Raw genomic sequence first — 21765 nt, 5'->3', positions numbered from 1 at the left:
AGGGAGGCGTCTATGTCCAGCGGGCATCAATTGACGGTCAAGGCCTTCAACCCGAGCGCAAGGGGCCGAACGTCGGCGCCGATCCCGAGCTGTTTCGGGCTGACGGCGTCGGCCAACTGCAATTGCAAAAACAACACGCCCTGACTCGCCACCTGCTGTTGCATCTCGGTCGTGAGAGGCACGTCGATAACGTTGCCATCGGCCTGCTCAAGCGCAGTACTCAGGGCCGGCACGCCGTTGATGCGGATGACGACACGTTGCCGCGCATGCCCCGGTGGCAGGAACGCCGTGGCCTCCAGACGCAAGGAGTGCACGGGCGCCGGGACCCGGAATATGACTTCGGCGTCGGGACCTTTAGACCAGGTGCCCCACACTTCGCTCTCGGACCAGCCCTTGCCGAGCAGCGCCCCGCCCTTGTTACCTTGGTTGAACAGGGTCTTTTGCCCGGGCTCCACGGAGGGCATCAGCTCCAGTGGGTTGATTGGCGAGGCCACCTGCAAGCACGTGCTGCACTGCTTCCAGCCAGGGGCCAACACCGTGAACCCGTCAATTCTGGCGAACAGATCCGTTTGGGTATCTACGCTTCTCGCCGCCTGGATCACCGCCCGCTCATCAAGCAGGTACAACGAGTCGGCGGCATATTTGCCCGAGGCCATTTCTTCCGCCGCCTGCTGCTCGGATTTGATCGCGTTGGTGGTGTCCACCCGGCCAAGGTAAACGGCATTCGTCGCCAGGCCATGGACACCGGCAAAATCAGCCACCGACATCCACTGCGGGGCCTGGTTTTGCGGAACAATCCAGCGAATGTTCCGGTAATGGGCCGCCGCACTTTTCCAGAACGGATCGACCATGGGCGACGCCCACTGCGCCGCCGGTTCAGCCATCAACTGCTTGCGCACGCCTGCCCAGCCGGCGTGGGTGTCCAGCACCTGTATCAGCAGCGCCAGGGACAACAGGCTCACGGCAGTGCGGGGCGTATTGGCGCGAATCACCAGGAAAATGATGGCGAAGATCATCGCGTAGTAGACCGGCCAGAACATCCGTCCCGAAGCCCGGAAAATGTTGGCGACCGAGATCACCCACTGCGGTAGCGCAAAGGTCCATTCGAGCGAGCCCAGCGTCACGTGGCTGGATATCGCGAACAGGCTCAACCCCAGCAGTGCCGCCAGTAAAATGGGGCGCTGCCGCAATCGCTGGGCAAAACCGGTGTTGCCGCGCAGCAGCCCCACCAGTGCACACAGGCCCAGCATGATCAGCCCGAGCCCGAGGAAGAGAAACCCTTCGACATCACCGAGCCCTTGAACACCGGGTAAATCCTTCAGCACATAAGACCATTGCCCTGCCCAATTGCCCGGATCGACCAGTGACAACAGGTTCATGGAGTACAGGCCGAAACCGTCCGATACCGCGCCGCTGCCCACTGAAAAGTAGCCGGCCTGCCAACAGCAAAAACTGACCAGCGCAAACAGCCCGATCAATTCAATGGCAGCCGACCGAAGCGTCAGTTTTTTCTTGAAAAAACCGGTCATGAGGTCGGCGATCCAGATCGCGGCCACCATCGCCAGAAAGTACGCATGGATCAACGCGGCCGCCGCCAGCAATGCCCCCCAGGCCAGTCGTCGACGGCACAAATTCGGGTGCAGCCCCAGGTACAACGAGGCCAGAACCAGAAATTGCCCACCGAGGGACAGATGGAACGGCAGGCGCATGATCATGGGCGGCACGAAGAGAAACAGCGCCGTACCGACGGCGCGTATACCCACGTGGGAAGAAACCAGACCCACCAGCTTCCAGGCAAACCAGGCCTGCAAGACGAAGCAGGCCAGGAACCACAGCCCGAAATACTGGAAAGGCGTCGGCAATAGCGAAGCGAACGGTTTGAACAAGAGGGCCAGCAGCGGATTGGAATCAGAAAAAATGATGCCATTGCCCAGTTCCAGCCCATAGGAAGGATTAAGCCCGACGGGAAAGGACCACGGCGACTGGCGAAAAAACACCCAGCCCAAATAATGCGTCGCCGGATCACCGTTCCCTAGCCACGCAATATTTTGCGGGTTCAGCGCCCTCGGCCCGACCACGATGAAAAAGGCCACTACACCAATCAACAGGGGCAGCAGGTTGAGCGGCAGGCGTTTAACAAGATCCTTCATCGATACGTCCAGAAGTTATGCAGTACAAAGGTGAAGGCTGGAATCGTCAGCGCCACGGCGCCAATCCCCAGCAAGTAATGCAGCCCGGCCATCTGCGCAGCCCAGGCCACCAGCATCGCCAGCAGAAAACCGGCAACGGACACCGTCATGAAACGCAGCAGTGTCCGGCCGTGCAACCGCGCGGAAAAACTCCAGGTGGTATTGATTACGTAGGACACCACCGTCGCCACGGCAAACGCCACGCCGTTGGCCAATGGCGGCAATGGCGACACGTAATTGATGAACAGCACGGCCACCAGCGCATGCAGGGCCGTGACGAACAACCCGGTCACGGCAAAGCGCAGGCCACGCTTGATCAGGGCGGATTTTTCAGCTGACGTCACGGTTTCTGCGCCAGGACAAACACGGTCAACCCGGCCAGACGATTGGCGTTCATGAACGGCAACTCGATGCTGCACAGGGTCTTCAACAGCGTGTTCACCAGCGGGTGATGTCGCTTGAGTTGTGAACGCGGCGGCGAAGGTTGTGCGCCTTTGGGCAGCAAGCGCAACGTGGCGGCAATCGGGAACACCAGGCCGAAATAATAAGCGCCCTGCTGCACCGTCAATCCGGCGTCCCGGGCCACGGTTTCCAGTTGCGCCAGGGTGTAGCGGCGCTTGTGTTCGAGAAACTCGTCGTGCCCGCTCCAGAGAAACCGGAACGCCGGCACCGTCATCAGGAACCGGCTGCCGGACGGGACTTTGTCGACATAGGCCTTGAGCAACCCGACGTCGTCTTCGACATGCTCCAGCACGTCCATCAGCAACACCAGGTCGGCGTCCACCGCAGCGATTTCGCGACGGTAATGCACCGGTTTACCGGCAGTGCTGGCGTCCGAGTCGGCGTCGTAACTGATGTCCACGCACCACGCTTCACTGGCCGGTGAATGACTCAGCAGATGGTGAGAAAAGAACCCGGAGCCTGCGCCCACATCAAGAATCTTCTTGAACGGAGTGCTGCCGAGCAACCGCGTGGTCGCCGCCGCTTTGGAGGCGTAATACCAATGCTGATCGATGCTTGAACCGAGAATGTCGGTTTCCTTGAGATCCACGGTTCAGTCCTTGGGGTCATAGACTCGCCGCACCAGATACACCGGTCGGCGTTTCGATTCGATATAGGTTCGGCCCAGGTATTCACCCAGCACACCGATGCCGATCAATTGCAGGCCACCCAGAAAGGTCACGGCGACCATCAGCGAGGCATAACCCGGAAGGTCGATACCGGAGATCAAGGTGCGCAGGATGATGAAGATGGCGAACGAGAAGGAAATCAGTGAAACGAGCAGCCCGAGGTAAGTCCAGATCCGCAGCGGTTCGGTGCTGAAACTGGTGATGCCCTCCAAAGCGAAGTTCCACAAGCGCCAGCCATTGAATTTGGTCGCGCCAGCTGCCCGCTCCGGGCGTTCGTAGTTAACGTGGGTGGTACGAAACCCGACCCAGGCAAACAGGCCTTTCATGAAGCGCCGGGACTCGGGCAGGGTCTGCAAGGCATCGATCACGCAGCGATCCATGAGCCGGAAGTCACCGACGTTTTCCGGCAGGTGTTGCTCGGCGATTTTGTTGTGCAGGCGGTAGAACCAGTTGGCCGAGGTCTGTTTGGCCCAGGAATCGGTTTTACGACTCACACGATGGCCCAGCACCACTTCAAAGCCTTCACGCCAGCGAGCAATCATCTCGAGGATGACCTCCGGCGGGTCCTGCAAATCAACGTCGATCGGCACCACGACCTGGCCGGTCGCGGTCTGCAAACCTGCGGTCAACGCCGCTTCCTTGCCGAAATTGCGGCTCAGATCAACGATGCGCAGGCGCGGGTCTGTCAGTTGGCGTTCCAGCAACAGGTCCAGCGTGGAGTCGGTGCTGCCGTCATTGACGAACACCAACTCCAGACTGATCAGTGCCACATCCTTGAAGACGTCATTGATCCGCGCGAGGAACAAATCGACGGTGGCGGCTTCATTGAACACCGGGATGACGAGCGATAACGCCAGGTGCCCGTCCAGTTGCGTTCCGTGCTGAAGAGTCATTGATTGCTCTTTTTTATAGTGGTTTTTCTACAATCCGGGGTCGTCGCCGGTTTCTCGACGCCATGAGCCGAGTCGTATTAAGCAGGACCGAGGGTGGTGATGCAAGGGCGAATCCGAGGGGGTTTTGGCCATTCCCACCGGCCCGCCGGCGTCGGCAGAAATATTTTCAAATGCCCGGAAACAAATGCCCGGTGGCCAAAAAAGCCAGCTCCGCTAGGCTTGCCCCCGACGCGTCACACAGGTTGTCGCAATAACCCATCGCATGGAGCGAGCAGTATGTATTTCGAAATTTACAGGCAATCCAGGGGCACCCCGAGCACCGGCAAAGGACAGTGGCGCTGGCGGTTGAGGGCGGGGAATCACGAGACCATCGCCAGTGGCGAGTCGTATGTGAACAAGGCCGATTGCCTGCATGCCATCGGGCTGATCAAAGGGGTTGAGGGTGAGACGCCGGTGAAAGAGATCTAAGCCCGATAGCCAATGCCCGGGCTGTTAAGCTTGGGCATGGAGTTATCCATTGATTTTCCGGGTTGGATTCACTGGCCCCTTCGCGAGCAAGCCCGCTCCCACATTTAACCGAGTTCTTCCAAGAAGAATGCGATCGAATGTGGGAGCGGGCTTGCTCGCGAAGAGGCCCGAAGAACACTGCAACACTATTGGCCGATCAGAGGCTCAGACCGGCAACGGATACAACGCCTCATCAAACTGCGCCAACCGCGGAAACTGCATCGGCTGATCATCGCTCAAATGCTCCAGTCGCTGCTGATAGCTCGTCAGGAATTCCTTGCGCGCCTCGTCGCTGATGTACGGCACATGCCACGCCACGAACGGTTCCAGCACATCAAAACCAACATACGCCAGCGTACCGCGCAGGATTGGCCGCAGCATGTCTTCCAGCGGACCGTGAATCGCGCCATCCCCGAACATGTGCTCGCGCCCGCCCAGGGTCACGGTCACCAGCGCCTTCTTGCCGCTCAAGCCGCCCTGATCGTAAAAGCGCTTGCCGCCGTAACAAATCCCCGACACCAGCACCCGATCGATCCAGCCCTTGAGCATGGCCGGCGCCGAGAACCAGAAAATCGGGAAATTGAGGATCAGCAGGTCAGCCCACAGCAACTTGTCGAGTTCCTGCCGGATGTCCGGCGCCAGCGACTGGCTTTTCACCCCCAGCCGTTGCTCCAGTGCATACACCAGGTACTCCGGATTTTCCCGCGAAGAAAAGTCATCGGCGCTCGCCACCGGGTTCCAGTTCATCGCGTACAAGTCGCTGACCTGCACCTCATGCCCTTGAGCTTCAAGGGTCGCGACGGCCTGGTCACGCAGGGCGGCGGTGAAGGATTTCGGCTCCGGGTGAGCGTGGACGATCAGTACTTTCATGACAATTCCTTAAACATTGACCAGCAGTGAGTTTGGAGTCGGTAACGCGCGCATTCAATGAGCGATCACACCTGAATCGCCTTCACTTCAACGAACTCGTTGAGCCCTTCCTCGCCCCACTCGCGGCCATTGCCCGATTGTTTGTAGCCACCGAACGGCGCCTGATAATTGAACGCCGCGCCGTTGAGGAAACACTGCCCGGCACGCAACTGCCGCCCAAGCGTCAAGGCGCGTTCAGCGCTGCCGGCCCAGACGCCGCTGGACAAACCGAACGGCGAATCGTTGGCGAGCTGAATCGCCTGCGCTTCATCGGTGTAGGGAATCAGGCACAGCACCGGGCCGAAGATTTCTTCCTGGGCGATGCGCATGCGGTTGTCGACATCGGCGAACAGCGTCGGGCTGGCGTAGAAACCACGCTCGAATGCCTCGGCCGTGTCGCCACCGCACACCAGCCTTGCGCCTTCCTGCTGGCCGACCTGAATGTAGTCACGCACGGTGCGCCGTTGCGCCGCCGAACACATCGGGCCAAGAAAGCTCTGCGGGTCCAGTGGATCGCCCATGCGCAGGCTTTGGGTTTCGGCGATGGCCAGTTCCACGGCTTCGGCGTAACGACTGGCCGGGAGCAACATGCGGGTCAGCGCGGTGCAGGTCTGCCCGGAGTTGATCATCACGTCTTGCACGCCGTAGCGTACGGCGGCGGCGAAGTTGGCGTCTTCGGCAATCAGCAGCGGCGACTTGCCGCCCAGTTCCAGGCACACGCGCTTCACCGACGGCGCGGCGGCTTGTGCCACGCGAACCCCGGCGCCGGTGGAGCCGGTGAACGACACCATATCGACGTCCGGGTGCTTGGCCAGCGCTTCACCGACCTTGGAACCCGGCCCGCTGACCAGGTTGAACACGCCGGCCGGCAAGCCGATGGCTTCAATCATCTGCGCCAGCAAAAAGGCGTGCAGCGGAGTTTCCTGGCTCGGTTTGACCACCACCGTGCAACCGGCGGCCAGCGCCGGGGCGAGCTTGCCGATCAGTTGATGCAGCGGGTAATTCCACGGGTTGATAAAGGCGCACACGCCCACCGCTTCGCGAATCACCAGCGAGTTGCCGACCTCACGCACTTCGTCCATCAGGCCGGCCAATTCGACGTACTGCTCGAGCCCGATGATCGGGCCGTCGACTTGCACGGAGCGACACCATTGCACCGGCATGCCCAGTTCAGCGGTGATGACCGACGCCATCTCGTCAGCCCGCGCGCGCAACTGCTCGGCGAGGGCGCGGATGTAACCGGCACGCACACTCGACGGCGTGCGCGACCATGAACTGAACGCCTTGCGTGCGGCGGCCACCGCGTGGTCGACATCACGCTCATCGCCCAGCGGCACCGAGCCTGCGATTTCCTCGGTCGCCGGGTTGATCACCTCGGCGATGCCCTGCCCCGACGGGGTTTGCCAGCGGCCATCGATAAACAGCGCTTTATGGTTATGCATAAACCTGAGACTCCAGCAATTCAGTGGCGCAACGGGTGATGCGCTGGCAAGCGTCACGCAGCGGCTCCGCGCCCAACACCAACCCCAGGCGAATGTGCCCGGCAGCGCTCGGGCCGAAGGCTTCACCGGCCAGCACCGACACGCCATGGCGGTCGAGCAAGCGGTCGGCAAACGCCTGGGCGCTGAGCCCGGTGTCGCGGATATCGACCATCACGAACATCCCGCCATCGGGTTTCAAGGCCCGCACGCCGGGGCAATCGGCCAGGCATTCGCAGACCAGATCACGGCGTTGGCGATAGGCTTCACGCATCGCCTCCAGCTCGGGCAAGTTGCTTTCGAGGGCGACGACGGCGGCGTCCTGCACGAAGTCCGGCAAGCCATAAAGCATGCAGAGTGCGAGGTTTTCCAAATGTGCAGCGAGGGCCGGTGGTGCCACCGCCCAGCCGATTCGCCAACCGGTCATGGCATGGGATTTCGACAGGCTGTTGAGCGTCGCGGTGCGCTCGGCCATACCCGGCAAACTGGCCGGGCTGACGTGCTCGCCGTCGAACAACAGCTCGCTGTAGACCTCATCGGAAATCAGCCACAGGTCGTGGGCGATGCACAGGTCGGCCAACGCTTGCCACGTGGTGCGGGACAAACTGGCGCCCGACGGGTTGTGTGGACTGTTCAGCGCCAAGGCCCGAGTGCGCGGCGTGATGCGGGCGGCGACATCTTCAGGCAGCACGCGGAAACCGTTTTCCGAACGCACCGGCACTGGAATCACCACCGCGCCACAGGCACCGAATACGGCTTCATAGGTCACGTACATCGGCTCGGCGACAATCACTTCATCGCCAGGGTTGAGCACGCACTGGGCAACGCTGAACAACGCGCATTGCGCGCCGGCCAGGACGATCACCTGATCAGCCGAGACCTGCTGACCACTGCGTCGTCCGTAGTGCCTGGCGATGCTTTCGCGCAAGGCACGTTTGCCACGCACGTCGGCGTAGTGGGTGTTGCCGGACAACAGGCTGTCGATGGCCGCCTGCACAATCGGCGCCGGCGTGTCGAAATCCGGGTCGCCGACCGACAGCAGCAGAATGTCTTCACCCTGCTCTTGCAGCGCGAGTGCGCGGTAATGAATGTCCCACGCGGCAGCGCCGTCCCCGGCGATACGTTGTGTCAGATCGGAAAAGCGCATGGCGATACCTCTGCCAGAAAATGAAAATCAGTGCGCGCACGCCTGCTTGAGTTCGATCAGGGTCACGCCGTTGCGCTTGAAGCCGTGGCGCAGATCGGTTTGCAGCTCGGCCAGGCTTTGCGGCTGGTTCACGGTGCAGCCGAACGCACGACCGAGGGCAGCGAAATCCGGGTTGCGTGGCAGTACGCCAATCGGTTCGATGTCGAGCCCGAGCATGTCGTCGCGAATCTGGCCCAGCGCGTCGTTGTTCCACAACAGCACCACCAGCGGGCTGTCGAGCTCTTCGACAGCGGTCGCCAGTTCTTGCGCGGTGTAGAGGAAACCACCGTCGCCGACCAGCACCAGACCCGGCCGCTGCGGCGCGCCGAACTTGGCGCCGATACCCGCCGGCAAGCCATACCCCAACGTGCCGTAACCGGTGGGGTGCAACCAGCTGCGCGGTGCCAGGCTGTTGAAGGCGTAGTTGCCGGTGTAGGCCAGTTGAGTCATGTCGGTGCTGATGAATGCATCGGCCGGCAACTCGGCGGCGATACGGTCGAGGATCGCCTGGTGGATCGACTGTAACGGGCCATGACTTGCCTTTACGGCTTCGCGCAACGCCGCGACGGCAGCAATCGCTGCGCTGACATCACGCGCAGCGGACGGCAGACGTTCCAGCAGCGCGGCGAGGGTTTGCTGCGCATCGCCGTGCAACGCCACCGCGCACGGGTAGAAGTCGTTGAACTTGCGCGGGTCGATGTCCACGCGCAGCAGTTCGGCATTCAGCGGCAAACGCTCGCGCCAGAAATCGGTGTCGGCCATTTCGGTGCCGACCGCCAGCACCACGTCGGCCTCGGCGATCAGGTTCCAGCCGGGTTCGACGCACAGGGTCGAGCCCGCGTTCAGCGGCGCATCCGGCGGCAGCAAACCTTTGCCGGCGACGCTGGTGAACAGCGGCGCGGCCAGTCGGGTGCTGATGTCTTGCAGGGCTGGTTGCGCATTCAACGCGCCGCCACCGGCAATGATCATCGGCCGCTTGGCGTTTTGCAGCTTGGCCACGGCCTCGTCCAGCGCTGTGGTTGATGCTGCACCGCGCCCCGGGCGACGCACGACGTCGTTGCTCCAGTCGCGGCTGATTTTTGCGGACAACACGTCCAGCGGCACCGAGATGTGCACCGGGCGCGGACGCTCGCTGTCGAACACCGCGTAGGCGCGGGCGATCAGTTCCGGCAGGTCCTCGGCGCTCAATGCGACCGCCGAGAACGCGGTGATGGGTGCGGTGATCGCACGCTGGTCCTGGGTTTCGTGCAGGCAGCCCCAACCCTTGCCGAGGCTGGCGGTGTGGTTGACGCTGGAAATCACCAGCATCGGAATCGAGTCGGCATAGGCCTGGCCGATGCCGGTGGCGGCATTAGTCACGCCTGGCCCGGTGATGATGAAGCACACGCCCGGTTTGCCACTGATTCGCGCATAGCCGTCGGCCATGAAACTGGCGCCTTGCTCGTGGCGGGTCAGGACGTGGCGAATGCCGCTGCCGGGCAAGCCGCGATACAACTCCAGCGTGTGCACGCCGGGAATGCCGAACACGGTGTCGACGCCGTAGTTGGCCAGCAGACGCACCAGGGCCTGGCCGCCGGTCAATGTTGTGGTTTGCATGTTCACATCCTCACTCGTGGCCAAGGCGAATCAACGCATCGACCGCAGTCGTGCCAGCGGCACCGACCAACAATGGGTTCACATCGAGTTCCAGCAACTGCCCGGCGTTCTCGCAGGCGTAATCGGCCACCGCACGGATTGCGGCGACCAGCGAATCCAGATCCGCCGCTTCCCGACCGCGAAAACCTTGCAGCAACGCGGCACTGCGCAGGCTTAAAACGGCCTTGCGGATGGCGCCATCGGTAGTCGGCAACAGCAGGCTGCGACTGTCCTTGAGCAACTCCACCAGAATCCCGCCAGCGCCGATGACCAGGGCCAGGCCGAAGTCATTTTCGCGCTTGATGCCGACGATCAATTCAGCCAGCGGCGGCTTGGCCATCGGCTCCAGCAGCACTTGATCGAACGGCACCTGCGGTGCGTACTCGGCAATGCTTGCGCGCATTTTTTTCAGGGCGGCGCTCAGGGCGGTGGCGTCCTTGATATTCAGCGCCACGGCGCCGGCCTCGGTTTTGTGTGGCAGTTGCGCGCTGACCGCTTTCAGTACCAGCGGATAACCCAACACGTTGGCGTTACTCAGCGCGTTGTCCGGCGTGCTCAAGACGCCGTTGGGCGTCGGCAGGCCAAAGGCGCGCAGTGCTTTTTTCGAATCCCACTCGTTGAGCAGGCGCCCTTCGCCGACCAAGGCGTGCGGACAGTGCGGCACCAGCGCCGATTCACCGAGCGCCAGCAGTGCCTGACGATTGCGCTGATAACCGGCAATGCGCCCCCACGCCGCCAAGCCGTCTTCCACACCTTGCAACGCAGCAACGCCTTGCGCATGCAGACGATCACGAGCGTAGGCCGGCAGCAACTCAGGAAACGCCGAAGTGACGAAACCGGTCTTGCCGTGGCGCACCAGTGCGGCGCAAAACAGCTCCAGCAGCAGGTCGCATTCCTTGCGTTCGCCGGTGAACTCCGCCGGGTAATCGAGCACCAGCATCGCGGCGTCGGCTTCGGTGCGCAGGGCGCTGTCGAGCATGCGGTTCAAGGCTTCACCGTCGCCCCAGATCGCCGTGGTGAAATCCAGCGGATTGACCAGGTTGGCGTAGGTTGGAAGTACCTGTGCCAGCTCCCCGACCTGACCGTCATCGAGTTTGGGCAGGCTCAAGTCATTGCGTTCGGCGTAGTCGGCAATCAACCCGGCGTCACCACCGGAACAGGCCAGCGCAATCAGGCTATTGCCTGCCGGTAACTGGCCGCACGCCGCCGCTTTCAGGGTTTCGACAAAACTCACCGGGCCGCTGACACGGATCACGCCGAGGCGCGCAAACAGACTGTCGTACAGCGCATCCGAGCCGGACAGCGAACTGGTGTGACTGAGCGCCAGTTCCGCACCGATCTGCGACACGCCGGTTTTCAGGGCGATGATCGGGATGCCTTTCTCCAGCGCCTTGTGTGCGGCGCGAGCGAAACCCGGTACGTTTTTCAGGCCTTCGAGGTGCAAGCCGATGGCGGTGACGCGCGGCTCATCGAGCAACACGTCCATTAATTCGGCAATGCCCAATTGCGCCTGATTGCCGACCGACGCCATGTAGGCCACCGGCAGCGAACGGTCGCTCATCGACAGGTTGTAGGCGAAGTTGCCGCTCTGGGTCAGGACGGCGACGCCCTTCTCCACCGGTTTTCCGCCATGGGCCACCGGCCACAGCGCGGAGCTGTGCAGGTAGTCGAGCAAGCCGTAGCAGTTGGGGCCGAGCAACGCCATGCTGCCGGCGGCTTTGAGTAATTGTTGCTGCAAGGCCTGGCCTTCCGCGCCGGTTTCGGCAAACCCGGAGGCGTAGCAAATCGCCCCGCCCGCGCCTTTGGCCGCCAGTTCGGCGACACAGGCCAGGGTCAGCTCGCGGTTGGTCGCGATGAACACCGCGTCCGGGCCGCAGGGCAGTTCGGCGATGCTGCGCACACACGGCACGCCTTCAAGCGTGTCGTGCTGCGGATTGACCAGCCACATCTCGCCCAGGTAACCACCTTCGGCGCAGCGCTTGAGCGCGCGGGCCATGCTGCGGCCACCGACAAACGCCAGATGGCGCGGCGCGAGCAGGCGTTTGAGGTTGTCACGAATTGTCTGCGACATAAAAATTCTCCGGGCCGATCAGCGCAACAGCGGCCGCAGCAATTCGCGGGAAATGATGTGGCGCTGGATCTCCGAAGTGCCTTCCCAGACACGCTCGATCCGCGCGTTACGCCAGATGCGTTCCACCGGGCATTCATCCATCAGGCCCATGCCACCGAAAATCTGCACCGCCTCATCAGCGACCTTGCCGAGCACTTCACTGGCGAACAGTTTGGCCATGCCGGCCTCGCCATCGGTCATGGTGCCCTGGTCCATTTTCCATGCAGTGTGCAAGGTCAGCAGCTCGGCCGCGCGGATCTGCGTGACCATGTCCGCGAGCTTGAACGAGACGCCTTGATAGGTGCCGATCGGCTGGCCGAACTGCTTGCGATCCGCCGCCCATTGCAGCGACACATCCAGCGCCCGTTGCGCCTGACCGACACAGTTGGCGGCGACCATGACGCGCCCGGCGGTCAGCCAGGCGTTGGCCACGTCCCAGCCCTTGCCGACTTCGCCGAGCACTTTGGAAGCCGGTACGCGGCAGTCGTCGAAGAACATTTCGTAGGTGTGATAACCACGGTTGCTCACGCACTTCGGACCACGGCGGATGGTCATGCCCGGTGTGTTGCGGTCGACCAGAAACGAGGTCACGGCGTTGCGCTGGCGACCGTTGTGTTCGTAGGTGTCGGTCACCGCGAAGACGATGGCGAAGTCGGCATGGCCGGCGTGGCTGATGAAGTGTTTGCTGCCGTTCAGAATGAAGTCATCACCGTCGCGGACGGCGCGGGTCTTGATCGCGTTGGCGTCGGAACCGGCACCTGGTTCGGTCAGTGCGAAGCAGTCGATTTTCTCGCCCTGGATGCACGGCAACAGGTAGTCGTTGATCTGGTCGCCGGTGCAGGCCATGAGGATTTTCGACGGCCGGGCGACGAACACATGCAACGCCCAGGAGACCTTCGACAGCTCACGTTCGATCAGCGCCTGAGACAGGTAGTCCAGACCGCCGCCGCCGACTTCTTCCGGCATGTTGAAGGCATAGAAACCGGCGGCGATGGCCTTGCCGCGAATCTGTGCCGCCAGCTCCGGGGAGACTTCGTCGGCACGGTCGACCGCTTCCTCATGGGGCAGCAGTTCCTTGGCGACAAAACTGCGTACCGCGTCCACCAACATTTCTTGTTCTTGGGTCAGTTGGAAATTCATGGGGCTACCTGTTGTTCGTGTGCTGGAGGTGGTGTCGGGGCTTAGCGACCGATGAAGTTGGCCGGGCGTTTTTCGATGGAGGCGCGCAGGGCTTCGTTGCCGTCTTCGCTGCGACCGCACAACAGGCCGGCGGCGAGTTCGGCCTGCAGTTGCTCCGGCAGGCTGCGTTGGGCGCCTTCACGCATGAGTTTTTTGGTCTGGGCAAACGCGAAGGTCGGACCGTTGGCCAGGCGGGTGGCCAGTTCAGTGGCGACGTCGAGCAGTTGCTCATCGGCGCAGACTTCACCGACGAGGCCAGCGACCAAGGCACGGTCGGCGCCCCACAATTCGTCGAGGAACAACAGGCGTTTGGCTTGTTCGGTACCGATCAGCCGTGGCAGATGCCAACTGGCACCGGCGTCCGGCGAGTAGGCCATGCTGGTGTAGCCAGCCTTGAAGCGCGCCGATTGCGCAGCGATGCGCAAATCGCAGCACAGCGTCAGGTCCATGCCCGCGCCGACGGCGGTGCCGTTGATGGCGGCGATAGTGGGTTTTTCCAGACTGTACAAACGGCTCATCAAGGCGTGAGCGGTCTCGGTCCAGCCGTAGGTTTCGAGGGCGCCACGGGCTTCGGCTTCGGCCCACTCGGCCAAGTCGGCACCGGCGCAGAAACTGCGACCACTGCCGGTCAACACAACCACTCGCACGGCGGGGTCGGCGTTGAATTGGTCGAGCAAGGCGTGGAGGGCTTTCAGGGTCGGAATGTCCAGCGCATTGCGCTGGGCGGTGCGATTGAGGGTGATCCAGGCAACGCCGGCTTCGACCTGACTGAGCAGAGAAGAATGAGTAGTCATGCGAATCCTCGAATTATTGTGATTGGTCTGAGGTGATGCGACTTGAGGCCATACTAAACGAGTGTTCAGTAAGGCGGCAATCGGCAGGGAAATGAGCTGTAACAGCTTAAAAATATATATAACTATTTGTATTTATAGGATTTATTTTATTAATCCGGTGCCCTGAGGATGGCGCTGTTACAACTTCGAACAACTGCCTACAGCCCACCGCAAAACAAATGTGGGAGCGGGCTTGCTCGCGAAGAGGGCCTGTCAGTCAACATTGATGTCCACTGACAGACCCCTTTCGCGAGCAAGCTCGCTCCCACAGGGAATGCGTTTTGAATCAAAGATTTAAGCAGTCGGCAAACTCGGCGCCAGCAGCGCTTCGCGCTTGCGATGGATCAGGAAGTACGCGCCATAACACAGCGCAATAAATCCAAAGCCCCAGTACAACGAAGGCCGTTGCGTTTCATCCAGTGCTAGGAACACAAAAAGCGAGCAGCACAACGCGATGCACGTCAGCGGCAGCAGCGGGAACCACGGTGCGCGGTATTTCAGATCGCTGAGCTTGCCGCCATCACGCAGATACGCCCTGCGGAATTTGTACTGCGCCAGCGCTATCACAATCCAGGTCACCGTGCCGGACATGCCGCTCACCGCCATCAGCACCATGAACAGCGTGTCTGCCGCGACAAAACTGGTCATCAGCGACACCAGCGCAAAGCACAAGGTGATGCTCAGCGCCCGCAACGGGACGCCGCGCTTGCTCAAGGGCGACAGGCTTTTCGGCGCCATGCCGGTCTTCGACATCGCCCACAGAATGCGCGTCGAGGCATACAGGCCGGAGTTGCCCACCGACAGAATCGCCGTGAGGATCACGAAGTTCATCAGGTCAGCGGCATAAGGAATGCCGACCATGTCGAACACCTGTACAAACGGACTTTCCATCAACCCGGCCTGCTGCCACGGCACAATCGCCGAGAGCACCACAATTGCCAGCACATAGAAAATCAACACGCGAAACACCACGTTGCGCACCGCGCGCGGGATGCTTTTTTCCGGTTGATCGGTTTCGCCAGCGGCCACCCCCATGATCTCGCAGCCCTGGAAGGCGTAGACCACGGTCATCATCACCGCGAACACCGCCGACAGGCCGTTGGGGAACAGTGAGTCGCCGATCAGGTTGCTCGTCATCGGCGCCGGCGCACCGCTGGTCAGCGGGATGGCGCCGAAGATCACCAGCACGCCGACGACGATAAAGCCAAGAATCGCCGCGACCTTGATCCCGGAGAACCAGTATTCCGCTTCACCGAAGGCGCGGGTCGCCAGTGCGTTCAAACCGAACAGCACCACCACGAACAGCGCCGACCAATACCAGATCGGCACCGCCGGAAACCAGCGCGTCATCAACATGCCCGCCGCCGTGAACTCCAGGCCCACGGTGGTCGCCCAGCTCATCCAGTACACCCAACCGATCATGAAGCCGGTGGCAGGTCCGATGAACTTTGTCGCATGAGTTTGAAACGAGCCGGACACCGGCATTTGCACGGACAGTTCGCCCAGGCAAACCATCACCAGGTACATCAAAAAACCAGCGACCAGATACGCCAGAATTGCGCCCACCGGCCCGCCCTGATTGATCGTTACGCCGGAGCCCATGAACAGCCCGGTGCCGATCACGCCGCCCAGCGACAACATGAAAATGTGCCGGCTTTTCAGGGCGCGGGTGAGTTGGATGCCTTTAGTTTCGGTAGATTCGCTCATGTCCGCCCCTCAATAGTCAGCAAGGTGGGCGGCATGGCGCGGGGAAGGATCAGCTTTACGGCAGTTCATTATTATTATCTCCAATAAGCTTCGAAGACCGCGCTGTGGCGGTTGCCTCGATTATTGGAAGCGCATGTAAGGTCTGGTTGACCGTAAAGATCGAAGTTGTAAAAAGTCGTAACGAACTTGTACGTCAGCGCTGCAAAAGGTCCGCCAGCGTCTGTTGCGAGACCCGCAGTTGCTCCTGAACCTTGGGCGCCAACGCCCGCAATGCCGACTCGTCGTTGACCATCGCGGCCTCTTCCAAGGCGCGCAGCACATTGGCCAACGCGCGAAAGCCCAATGAGTCGCTGCTGCCGGCCAGTCGATGCGCGAGGTGCGCGACTTCGGTACAGTCGTCGGCCTCGATGGCTTCGGTGAGTGCGTCGCGATGCTGATTGATCGAGTCGCGCAACACCGCCAGCAAGCCCTGAAGTTTCTGTTCCCCGAGCAACGTGCGATGGGTGTCCAGCAGCGGCCAATCCATCGCCTCGTCATCCGGTTGTGGCGTGGACACCAGCAGTTGCCCGGCGAGCACTTGTCGCAGGTTTTCGAGTTTCAGCGGCTTGGCGAGAATGCCGTCCATCCCGGCCTCCAGGTACCCGCGCATCAAGGCCGGCTGCACGCTGGCGGTCAGGGCGAAGATCCGCGCCTGACGGTTCGGGCCTTGGTTGTGGCGGATCAGTTTGCACAGTTCGACGCCGCTGATACCCGGCAGGTGCACATCGAGCAGGATCAAATCGAAAGCCTGCGCGGCACAGTGCACCAGCGCCTGTTCGCCTTCTTCGGCAAGCCAGACCTGATGCCCGTCGCGCTGCAACAAACCGCTGACCACTTCGCGGTTCAGCGCTACATCCTCAACCACCAGCACCTTGAGCGCCTGCACGGATGCGCTGCTCAGCGCCGCAATGGAGATGCCGGCAGACGCCTGCAACGTCAGTTCGAACCAAAAGCAACTGCCCCGCCCGACGTCGCTTTCAACACCGATCCGTCCGCCCAATTGCTCGACCAGATGTTTGCTGATCGCCAGCCCCAGCCCGGTTCCGCCGAAGCGTTGCGCCACCTCTTCGCTGGCCTGGGTGAAGCGCTCGAAAATCTTCTCCTGCATGGCCGGAGCGATGCCGATGCCGTTGTCCGTCACGCTCACGCGCAGCCGTTGTCCGGTCTGTTCCTGATCGTGAGTCAGTAGCGCGACGTCGACCTCAATCTTGCCGCCTTCGGTGAACTTGATCGCGTTGGCCAGCAAGTTGCTCAGCACCTGACGCAAGAATTGCTCGGCTCCATGATGCCGCTCGAGGACCTGCGGATCGATTCGACAGTGCAGCGTCGTGTCGTTGCTCAGCGCGCGCGGCTCCAGCAGCGTCAGCACTTCATCGAGCAGTTGGCGGATCGAGAAGTCGACCGGTTCCGGGTGACTGACACCCTCCTCCAACCGAGCGAAATACAGCACTTCGTTGAGAATCGACAGCAGCCCTTCGCCCGCCTTGTACAGCGCATCCAGACGTTTGCCGTCGCGCTCATCCAGACGTGCACCGCGCAGCAGTTCGGCCATCCCGAGAATGCCGTTGAGCGGTGTGCGCAACTCGTGGCTCATGGTCGCCAGAAAGCGCGACTTGGCGAGGTTGGCGGCCTCGGCTTCGTCCTTGGCGCGCATCAGGCTGGCGGTGCGACGCTCAACCAGCCGCAGCAGTTCATCGCGGTTATCTTGCAGGGCCAGCCGATCCGTTTCACGGCGGTCAATGTCACTGAGAATCGCCCGGCGCATATCGTCCAGCGCGTGGGCCACGGTGTCGATTTCGTCTTCGTGGGCGTGGCGGCGCTTGTCCAGGTGCAACGGCTCGTGCCAGTCGCCGGCAGCGATGCGTCGGGCAAACTCGGCCATGACTTGCAGGTGCCGGGTGACCAAGCGGTAGAACAGCCCGGACAACGCCACGGCCAGACCGCACAGAAACACGCTCATCCACAGCAGGCTGGTCAAACCGGTGGCGAACAGGCGCTGATGCACCGCGCCCAGATCGGTGCTGACCTCCAACTGGCCCAAGTGCCGTGAAGGCCCGGTCGGCGGCTGATAATCCAGTTCAAAACGCTCAATGCGCAACGGCCCGATCGGGTCGGCATTGCCTTGCAGCAGGTCGAAATCGGGGCTGATCAGGTGCACCCGCGCCACATCGGAGAAGTCCACCAACCCGCGCAACTGCACGTTCAGTTGTTCCTGGTTCAAGTCCCAGAGACTGCGCTCCAGACTGGCCAGGTAACCGGCCCGAATCAGCTCCATGCGCGAGTCGATGTCGCGCATCTCGCGGCGGTATTCGAAGTACAGCTGCACAGTGCTCGCCAGCACGGTGAAACACAGGCTGAACAACAGAATGAACAACAGCAAGCGCCGCAACAGGCCACCCGGGCGCACGCGGATCATTGGGAGTTCACCGGCAGGTTGATCATGTCGCGGTAGGTGACTTCGCTTTCATTCAACCACTGCTCAACCTCCCCGGCATCGACCATGCGTTTGAGTTGCGCGTCGATCTCCGGCATACGATTGGCCAAGGGCGATTTGCGTGAGACGGCCACCCGCAAATAGTCGACGCTCAAGGCATTCGGTAGCGCGACGATGTCTTGCGCGCCCGGCAGGTTCTCGACGTAGAGCTGACCGGTGCGCCGTTCCGAAGTGATGAAATCGATGCGCCCGCGAATCAGTTTGCCGAAGTTCTGGCCGCTGTCAGACACCCATTCGATGTTCTGGTGTTGCGCAACCAGACGGTCGAAATCCACGCCGTAACTTTCACCGAACAACAACCCGCCACGGTAGTTGGCCAGGTCCTCCAGACGCTCGAATTTCACCGGGTGCTGACGGTTGATGAACAACGCGACCTCCTCACGCAACACCGGCACCGTCGAAAACACCATGCTCTGCTCGCGTTGCGCGGTGCTGTAGGCCAGCACCACATCGACCCGACCTTCGGCAGCGTCGAGCAGGCAGCGTTTCCAGTTGCCCAGTACGACAATTTCGACGTCGTAGCCCAAACGACCGAAGAGGTTCTTCACCACGCTCGGGGCCAGGCCGCGCACTTGCTTGCCGTCACTCCAGGAGATCGGCGGGTACACCGGGTAGTCGCAGTAGCGCACTTTTTCTGCGGTCATCGCGCTGTTCGCGGCCAGCGCCAACAGCAGGCCAAACATACGCAGCATCGGGCTCAGGCCGCCACGCTGGCAGTGAACAAATAACCGGCGCCGTGAATGGTAATGATCAACTGCGGCTCGGCCGGATCGTCGTGCAACTTGCGGCGTAAACGTCCGACCAGCACGTCGATGGAGCGATCGTTGGGCACCCATTCACGGTTGCGGATCTGGTCCATCAATTGATCGCGACTCAAGGTGTGGCCGCTGTTGCGCAGGAACACGCTGAGCAATTGGTATTCGCCGTGGGTCAGTAAAGTCTCGCTGCCGGCCGGGTCGATCAACCGTCGACGGTCGGTGTCGAGCGCCCAGTCAGCGAACTGTTTGACCGGTTTGGCGATGACGGTTGCCGGTTGCGGCGTTTGCGCGTGACGCACCCGACGTATCAGGTTTTTCGCCCTGGACACCAGTTCGCGAGGATTGAGCGGTTTGATCACGTAGTCATCGGCGCCGCATTCAAGGCCAACGATGCGGTCGATTTCGTCGTTGCGCCCGGTGATCAGAATGATCCCGACTTCCGAACGCACCCGCAGCTCCCGGGTCAGGGTCAGGCCGTCCTTGCCCGGCAGGCGGATATCGAGCATCACCAGATCGACCGTCTGGCTCGCCAGGAAAGTCTCGGCCAGCTCCGCCGTGGCGGCGCAATACACCTCGTAACCTTCCTGGGACAAGTAGGCCTGCAGCAGTTCGCGAATCAGCGGATCGTCGTCGACGATCAATACCCGAGGAGTCATCGCATGGTGTCCCGCGTGTGCCCGAAGGCGTGTTTCTTATTAGAGTGTTTTGTTGCTGTGGCGCCAGAGAGTATCGACTGCTGAACGACTGATCAACAGCCCGTCGTCTGGACGCAAAACCGCTGGCGGCCGCCTGCTTGCAATCCGTCGACCCACGCTTCGCAAATCTGGATGCCCTGCTCTGGGGTGAAGGTGCCGGGGTTGAGGCCCGACTCCAGCCACAAACCGTCGAGCAAGGCGCTGAGGCTGATGGCGGCCAGATCGGCGTCGAAATTTTCCCAGTGTTCTTCCTGTGCCAACTCGGTCAAGACCTTGCGCAGGATGCCGCGGTACTCGCCATAGGAATGTTCGTGCGCGAGGTTGATCGACTCGGCCGTACGCACCGCGCCCCAGAATGCCAGCCAGGCGTCGATCAATTGCGGGTCGAGTAATTCGGCGGAAAACGAACCGCGGAAGAACGCCGACAGTCTTTCACGGGCGTTGGGTGCCGCGTGGGCCATGGCCTCGCGCAGCAAGCTCATGACGCGGCCGGTAATCGCGCGGTAGGCCTCGGCCACCAGTTCATCCTTGCCGGAATAGTGATGGCTGATCAGCCCGACCGAGACACCGGCCTCGGCGGAAATCTTGCGGATCGAGGCCCCCTGGAAACCGTGGCGCTTGAGGCACACCAGCGTCGCCTCGATCAGATTGGCCTTGCGCAACTCCGGCTCCATGCGGGAAAAACGGGCTTCCTGACTCATGCGCGACACTCTCCGTGGATCAATCGTTAGGGACGCGTTGGGTTAATCCGCGCGCTGAACGACTGTACAGCAAGAGGGTGGGATGTCTCTAGTCGGTTGCATGGGTATGGGACCGCGGTGCGCCCATCGCGGGCAAGCCACGCTCCCACAGTTGATCTGTGTAAACCGGCTATTTGTGCCCGACACATAACCCTGTGATGGGGGCATAACATCCAGCATTGATGCCGCCTGACAGTCCGCCATCGCGAGCAGGCTCACTCCCACATTCGATCTGCGTTGCACCCGGTTATTTGGGCTCGCCACACAACCTGTGGGAGCGTGGCTTGCCCGCGATGGCGGCGGCACATTCAGCATTGATGCCACCTGACAGACTGCATTCGCGAGCAGGCTCGCACATTTGATCTGCGTCGCACCCGGTTATTGGTGCCCGACACATAACCCTGTGGGAGCGAGCCTGCTCGCGAAGACGCCAGCCCGATCAATAGAGGAACACAGGTCAATCCCGATAACCCGGCGCCACCCGATCAAGCAATCGCAGCATCGCAGCCCAGGCCAATTGCATGGCATCAGGGTCACTCAACTCGCCCTCTTCCAGCGGCCAGCCCGGATCATTGAACTGCCGCTCGGTGTGTTCGCAAACCTCCGCCGACGGCAACACCAACTCACCGGCAGCTTGTGCGGCAAGCTGGATTTCGCAGGCTTTTTCCAGGTAATACATGCGCAAAAACGCCTGGCTGACGGTCTCCCCCACGGTCAACAAACCATGATTGCGCAGCATCAACACCGGCTTGTCGCCAAGGTCCCGCACCAGACGTTCCTGCTCACTCATGTCCAGCGCCACACCTTCATAGTCGTGGTAAGCGACGCGGCCATAGAACTCCATGGAAATCTGGTTCACCGGCAACAACCCGCACTTCAACGCAGCCACCGCGCAACCAGATTTGGTATGAGTGTGCAGCACACACTGCGCGTCTTCACGAGCCCCGTGAATCGCGCTGTGAATCACAAACCCCGCCGGATTCACCGGGTACGGCGACGCCTCCACAGCCCGGCCATCCAGGCCAATCTTCACCAAGTTGGACGCGGTGATTTCATCGAACATCAACCCGTACGGATTGATCAGAAAGTGATGCTCAGGCCCCGGTATGCGCACCGAGATATGGGTGAAGATCAGATCGGTCATGCGAAAGTGCGCGATCAATCGGTAACAGGCAGCCAACTCCTCACGCAGGCGTTGCTCGGTGGCACTGCGCTGAGAAAACGTGGCGATCTCGTTCATTGTTGTTAAGTCTCCAGGCTGATCGACTGCGCGAAACAGTAAG

18 protein-coding genes are annotated in these 21765 nt (G+C 61.5%); 1 reads left to right on the top strand and 17 read right to left on the bottom strand.

Features of this window, described 5'->3' with window-relative positions; genetic code table 11:
* Positions 1-26: 26 nt before the first annotated feature.
* Genes BK660_RS14810 through BK660_RS14795 form a run of 4 tightly spaced genes read right to left on the bottom strand, consistent with a single transcriptional unit; the run spans position 27 to position 4212 of the window.
* Complete coding sequence (locus tag BK660_RS14810; RefSeq protein ID WP_123433899.1) at positions 27-2150, bottom strand: DUF6311 domain-containing protein; 2124 nt, start codon at positions 2148-2150, stop codon at positions 27-29.
* Positions 2147-2533 (bottom strand): GtrA family protein, encoded by a 387-nt coding sequence (locus BK660_RS14805; protein WP_123433898.1) that lies wholly within the window; start codon positions 2531-2533, stop codon positions 2147-2149. Before BK660_RS14805 ends, BK660_RS14810 begins: the two co-directional genes overlap by 4 nt.
* A complete protein-coding gene (locus BK660_RS14800) occupies positions 2530-3240 on the bottom strand; it encodes a class I SAM-dependent methyltransferase (protein ID WP_123433897.1) in 711 nt (236 codons plus the stop codon). Before BK660_RS14800 ends, BK660_RS14805 begins: the two co-directional genes overlap by 4 nt.
* A 3-nt stretch (positions 3241-3243) precedes the next feature.
* A complete protein-coding gene (locus BK660_RS14795) occupies positions 3244-4212 on the bottom strand; it encodes a glycosyltransferase family 2 protein (protein WP_123433896.1) in 969 nt (322 codons plus the stop codon).
* Positions 4213-4488: 276 nt separating this feature from the next.
* Here BK660_RS14795 and BK660_RS14790 point away from each other — a divergent pair, with 276 nt between their 5' ends.
* Entirely contained in the window at positions 4489-4680 is a 192-nt protein-coding gene (locus tag BK660_RS14790; RefSeq protein WP_123433895.1) for a YegP family protein, read from the top strand.
* Between the two features lie 204 nt (positions 4681-4884).
* Here the strand turns inward: BK660_RS14790 and BK660_RS14785 are convergent, their stop codons facing one another.
* From BK660_RS14785 to BK660_RS14720, 13 genes are all read right to left on the bottom strand, one after another.
* Positions 4885-5589 carry an NAD(P)H-dependent oxidoreductase gene (locus tag BK660_RS14785; RefSeq protein ID WP_123433894.1) on the bottom strand — a complete coding sequence of 235 codons (705 nt, stop codon included), beginning with the start codon at positions 5587-5589 and terminating at the stop codon, positions 4885-4887.
* Positions 5590-5654: 65 nt separating this feature from the next.
* Positions 5655-7070, bottom strand: a complete 1416-nt coding sequence (locus BK660_RS14780) for an aldehyde dehydrogenase family protein (RefSeq protein WP_123433893.1) — start codon at positions 7068-7070, stop codon at positions 5655-5657.
* Positions 7063-8253 (bottom strand): pyridoxal phosphate-dependent aminotransferase, encoded by a 1191-nt coding sequence (locus BK660_RS14775; protein WP_123433892.1) that lies wholly within the window; start codon positions 8251-8253, stop codon positions 7063-7065. Before BK660_RS14775 ends, BK660_RS14780 begins: the two co-directional genes overlap by 8 nt.
* 27 nt (positions 8254-8280) lie before the next feature.
* Entirely contained in the window at positions 8281-9888 is a 1608-nt protein-coding gene (locus tag BK660_RS14770; protein WP_123433891.1) for a 5-guanidino-2-oxopentanoate decarboxylase, read from the bottom strand.
* 10 nt (positions 9889-9898) lie between these two features.
* Entirely contained in the window at positions 9899-11998 is a 2100-nt protein-coding gene (locus BK660_RS14765) for an acetate--CoA ligase family protein (protein WP_123433890.1), read from the bottom strand.
* 18 nt (positions 11999-12016) lie between these two features.
* A complete protein-coding gene (locus BK660_RS14760; protein WP_059181450.1) occupies positions 12017-13177 on the bottom strand; it encodes an acyl-CoA dehydrogenase family protein in 1161 nt (386 codons plus the stop codon).
* 41 nt (positions 13178-13218) lie between these two features.
* Positions 13219-14010, bottom strand: a complete 792-nt coding sequence (locus BK660_RS14755) for an enoyl-CoA hydratase/isomerase family protein (RefSeq protein ID WP_123433889.1) — start codon at positions 14008-14010, stop codon at positions 13219-13221.
* 333 nt (positions 14011-14343) lie between these two features.
* Complete coding sequence (locus BK660_RS14745; protein ID WP_123433888.1) at positions 14344-15756, bottom strand: amino acid permease; 1413 nt, start codon at positions 15754-15756, stop codon at positions 14344-14346.
* Between the two features lie 193 nt (positions 15757-15949).
* Positions 15950-18211 carry an ATP-binding protein gene (locus BK660_RS14740; RefSeq protein ID WP_123433887.1) on the bottom strand — a complete coding sequence of 754 codons (2262 nt, stop codon included), beginning with the start codon at positions 18209-18211 and terminating at the stop codon, positions 15950-15952.
* The gene (locus BK660_RS14735) at positions 18208-18981 is read right to left on the bottom strand and encodes a substrate-binding periplasmic protein (protein ID WP_123433886.1); all 774 of its coding nucleotides are present in this window, start codon (positions 18979-18981) and stop codon (positions 18208-18210) included. Before BK660_RS14735 ends, BK660_RS14740 begins: the two co-directional genes overlap by 4 nt.
* A 5-nt stretch (positions 18982-18986) precedes the next feature.
* Positions 18987-19703, bottom strand: coding sequence for a response regulator (locus BK660_RS14730; RefSeq protein ID WP_123433885.1), 717 nt, complete (start codon positions 19701-19703; stop codon positions 18987-18989).
* A 92-nt stretch (positions 19704-19795) separates the two neighbouring features.
* Positions 19796-20443, bottom strand: a complete 648-nt coding sequence (locus tag BK660_RS14725; protein WP_123433884.1) for a TetR family transcriptional regulator C-terminal domain-containing protein — start codon at positions 20441-20443, stop codon at positions 19796-19798.
* Between the two features lie 496 nt (positions 20444-20939).
* Entirely contained in the window at positions 20940-21722 is a 783-nt protein-coding gene (locus BK660_RS14720) for a class II aldolase/adducin family protein (RefSeq protein WP_123433883.1), read from the bottom strand.
* Between the last annotated feature and the right edge of the window lie 43 nt (positions 21723-21765).

Source organism: Pseudomonas brassicacearum (assembly GCF_003732265.1).
In the GTDB taxonomy this organism is placed as follows: Bacteria; Pseudomonadota; Gammaproteobacteria; order Pseudomonadales; family Pseudomonadaceae; genus Aquipseudomonas; species Aquipseudomonas brassicacearum_D.
Note: the sequence above shows the minus strand (reverse complement) of the source record. Positions and strands in the feature narration are given on the sequence as shown.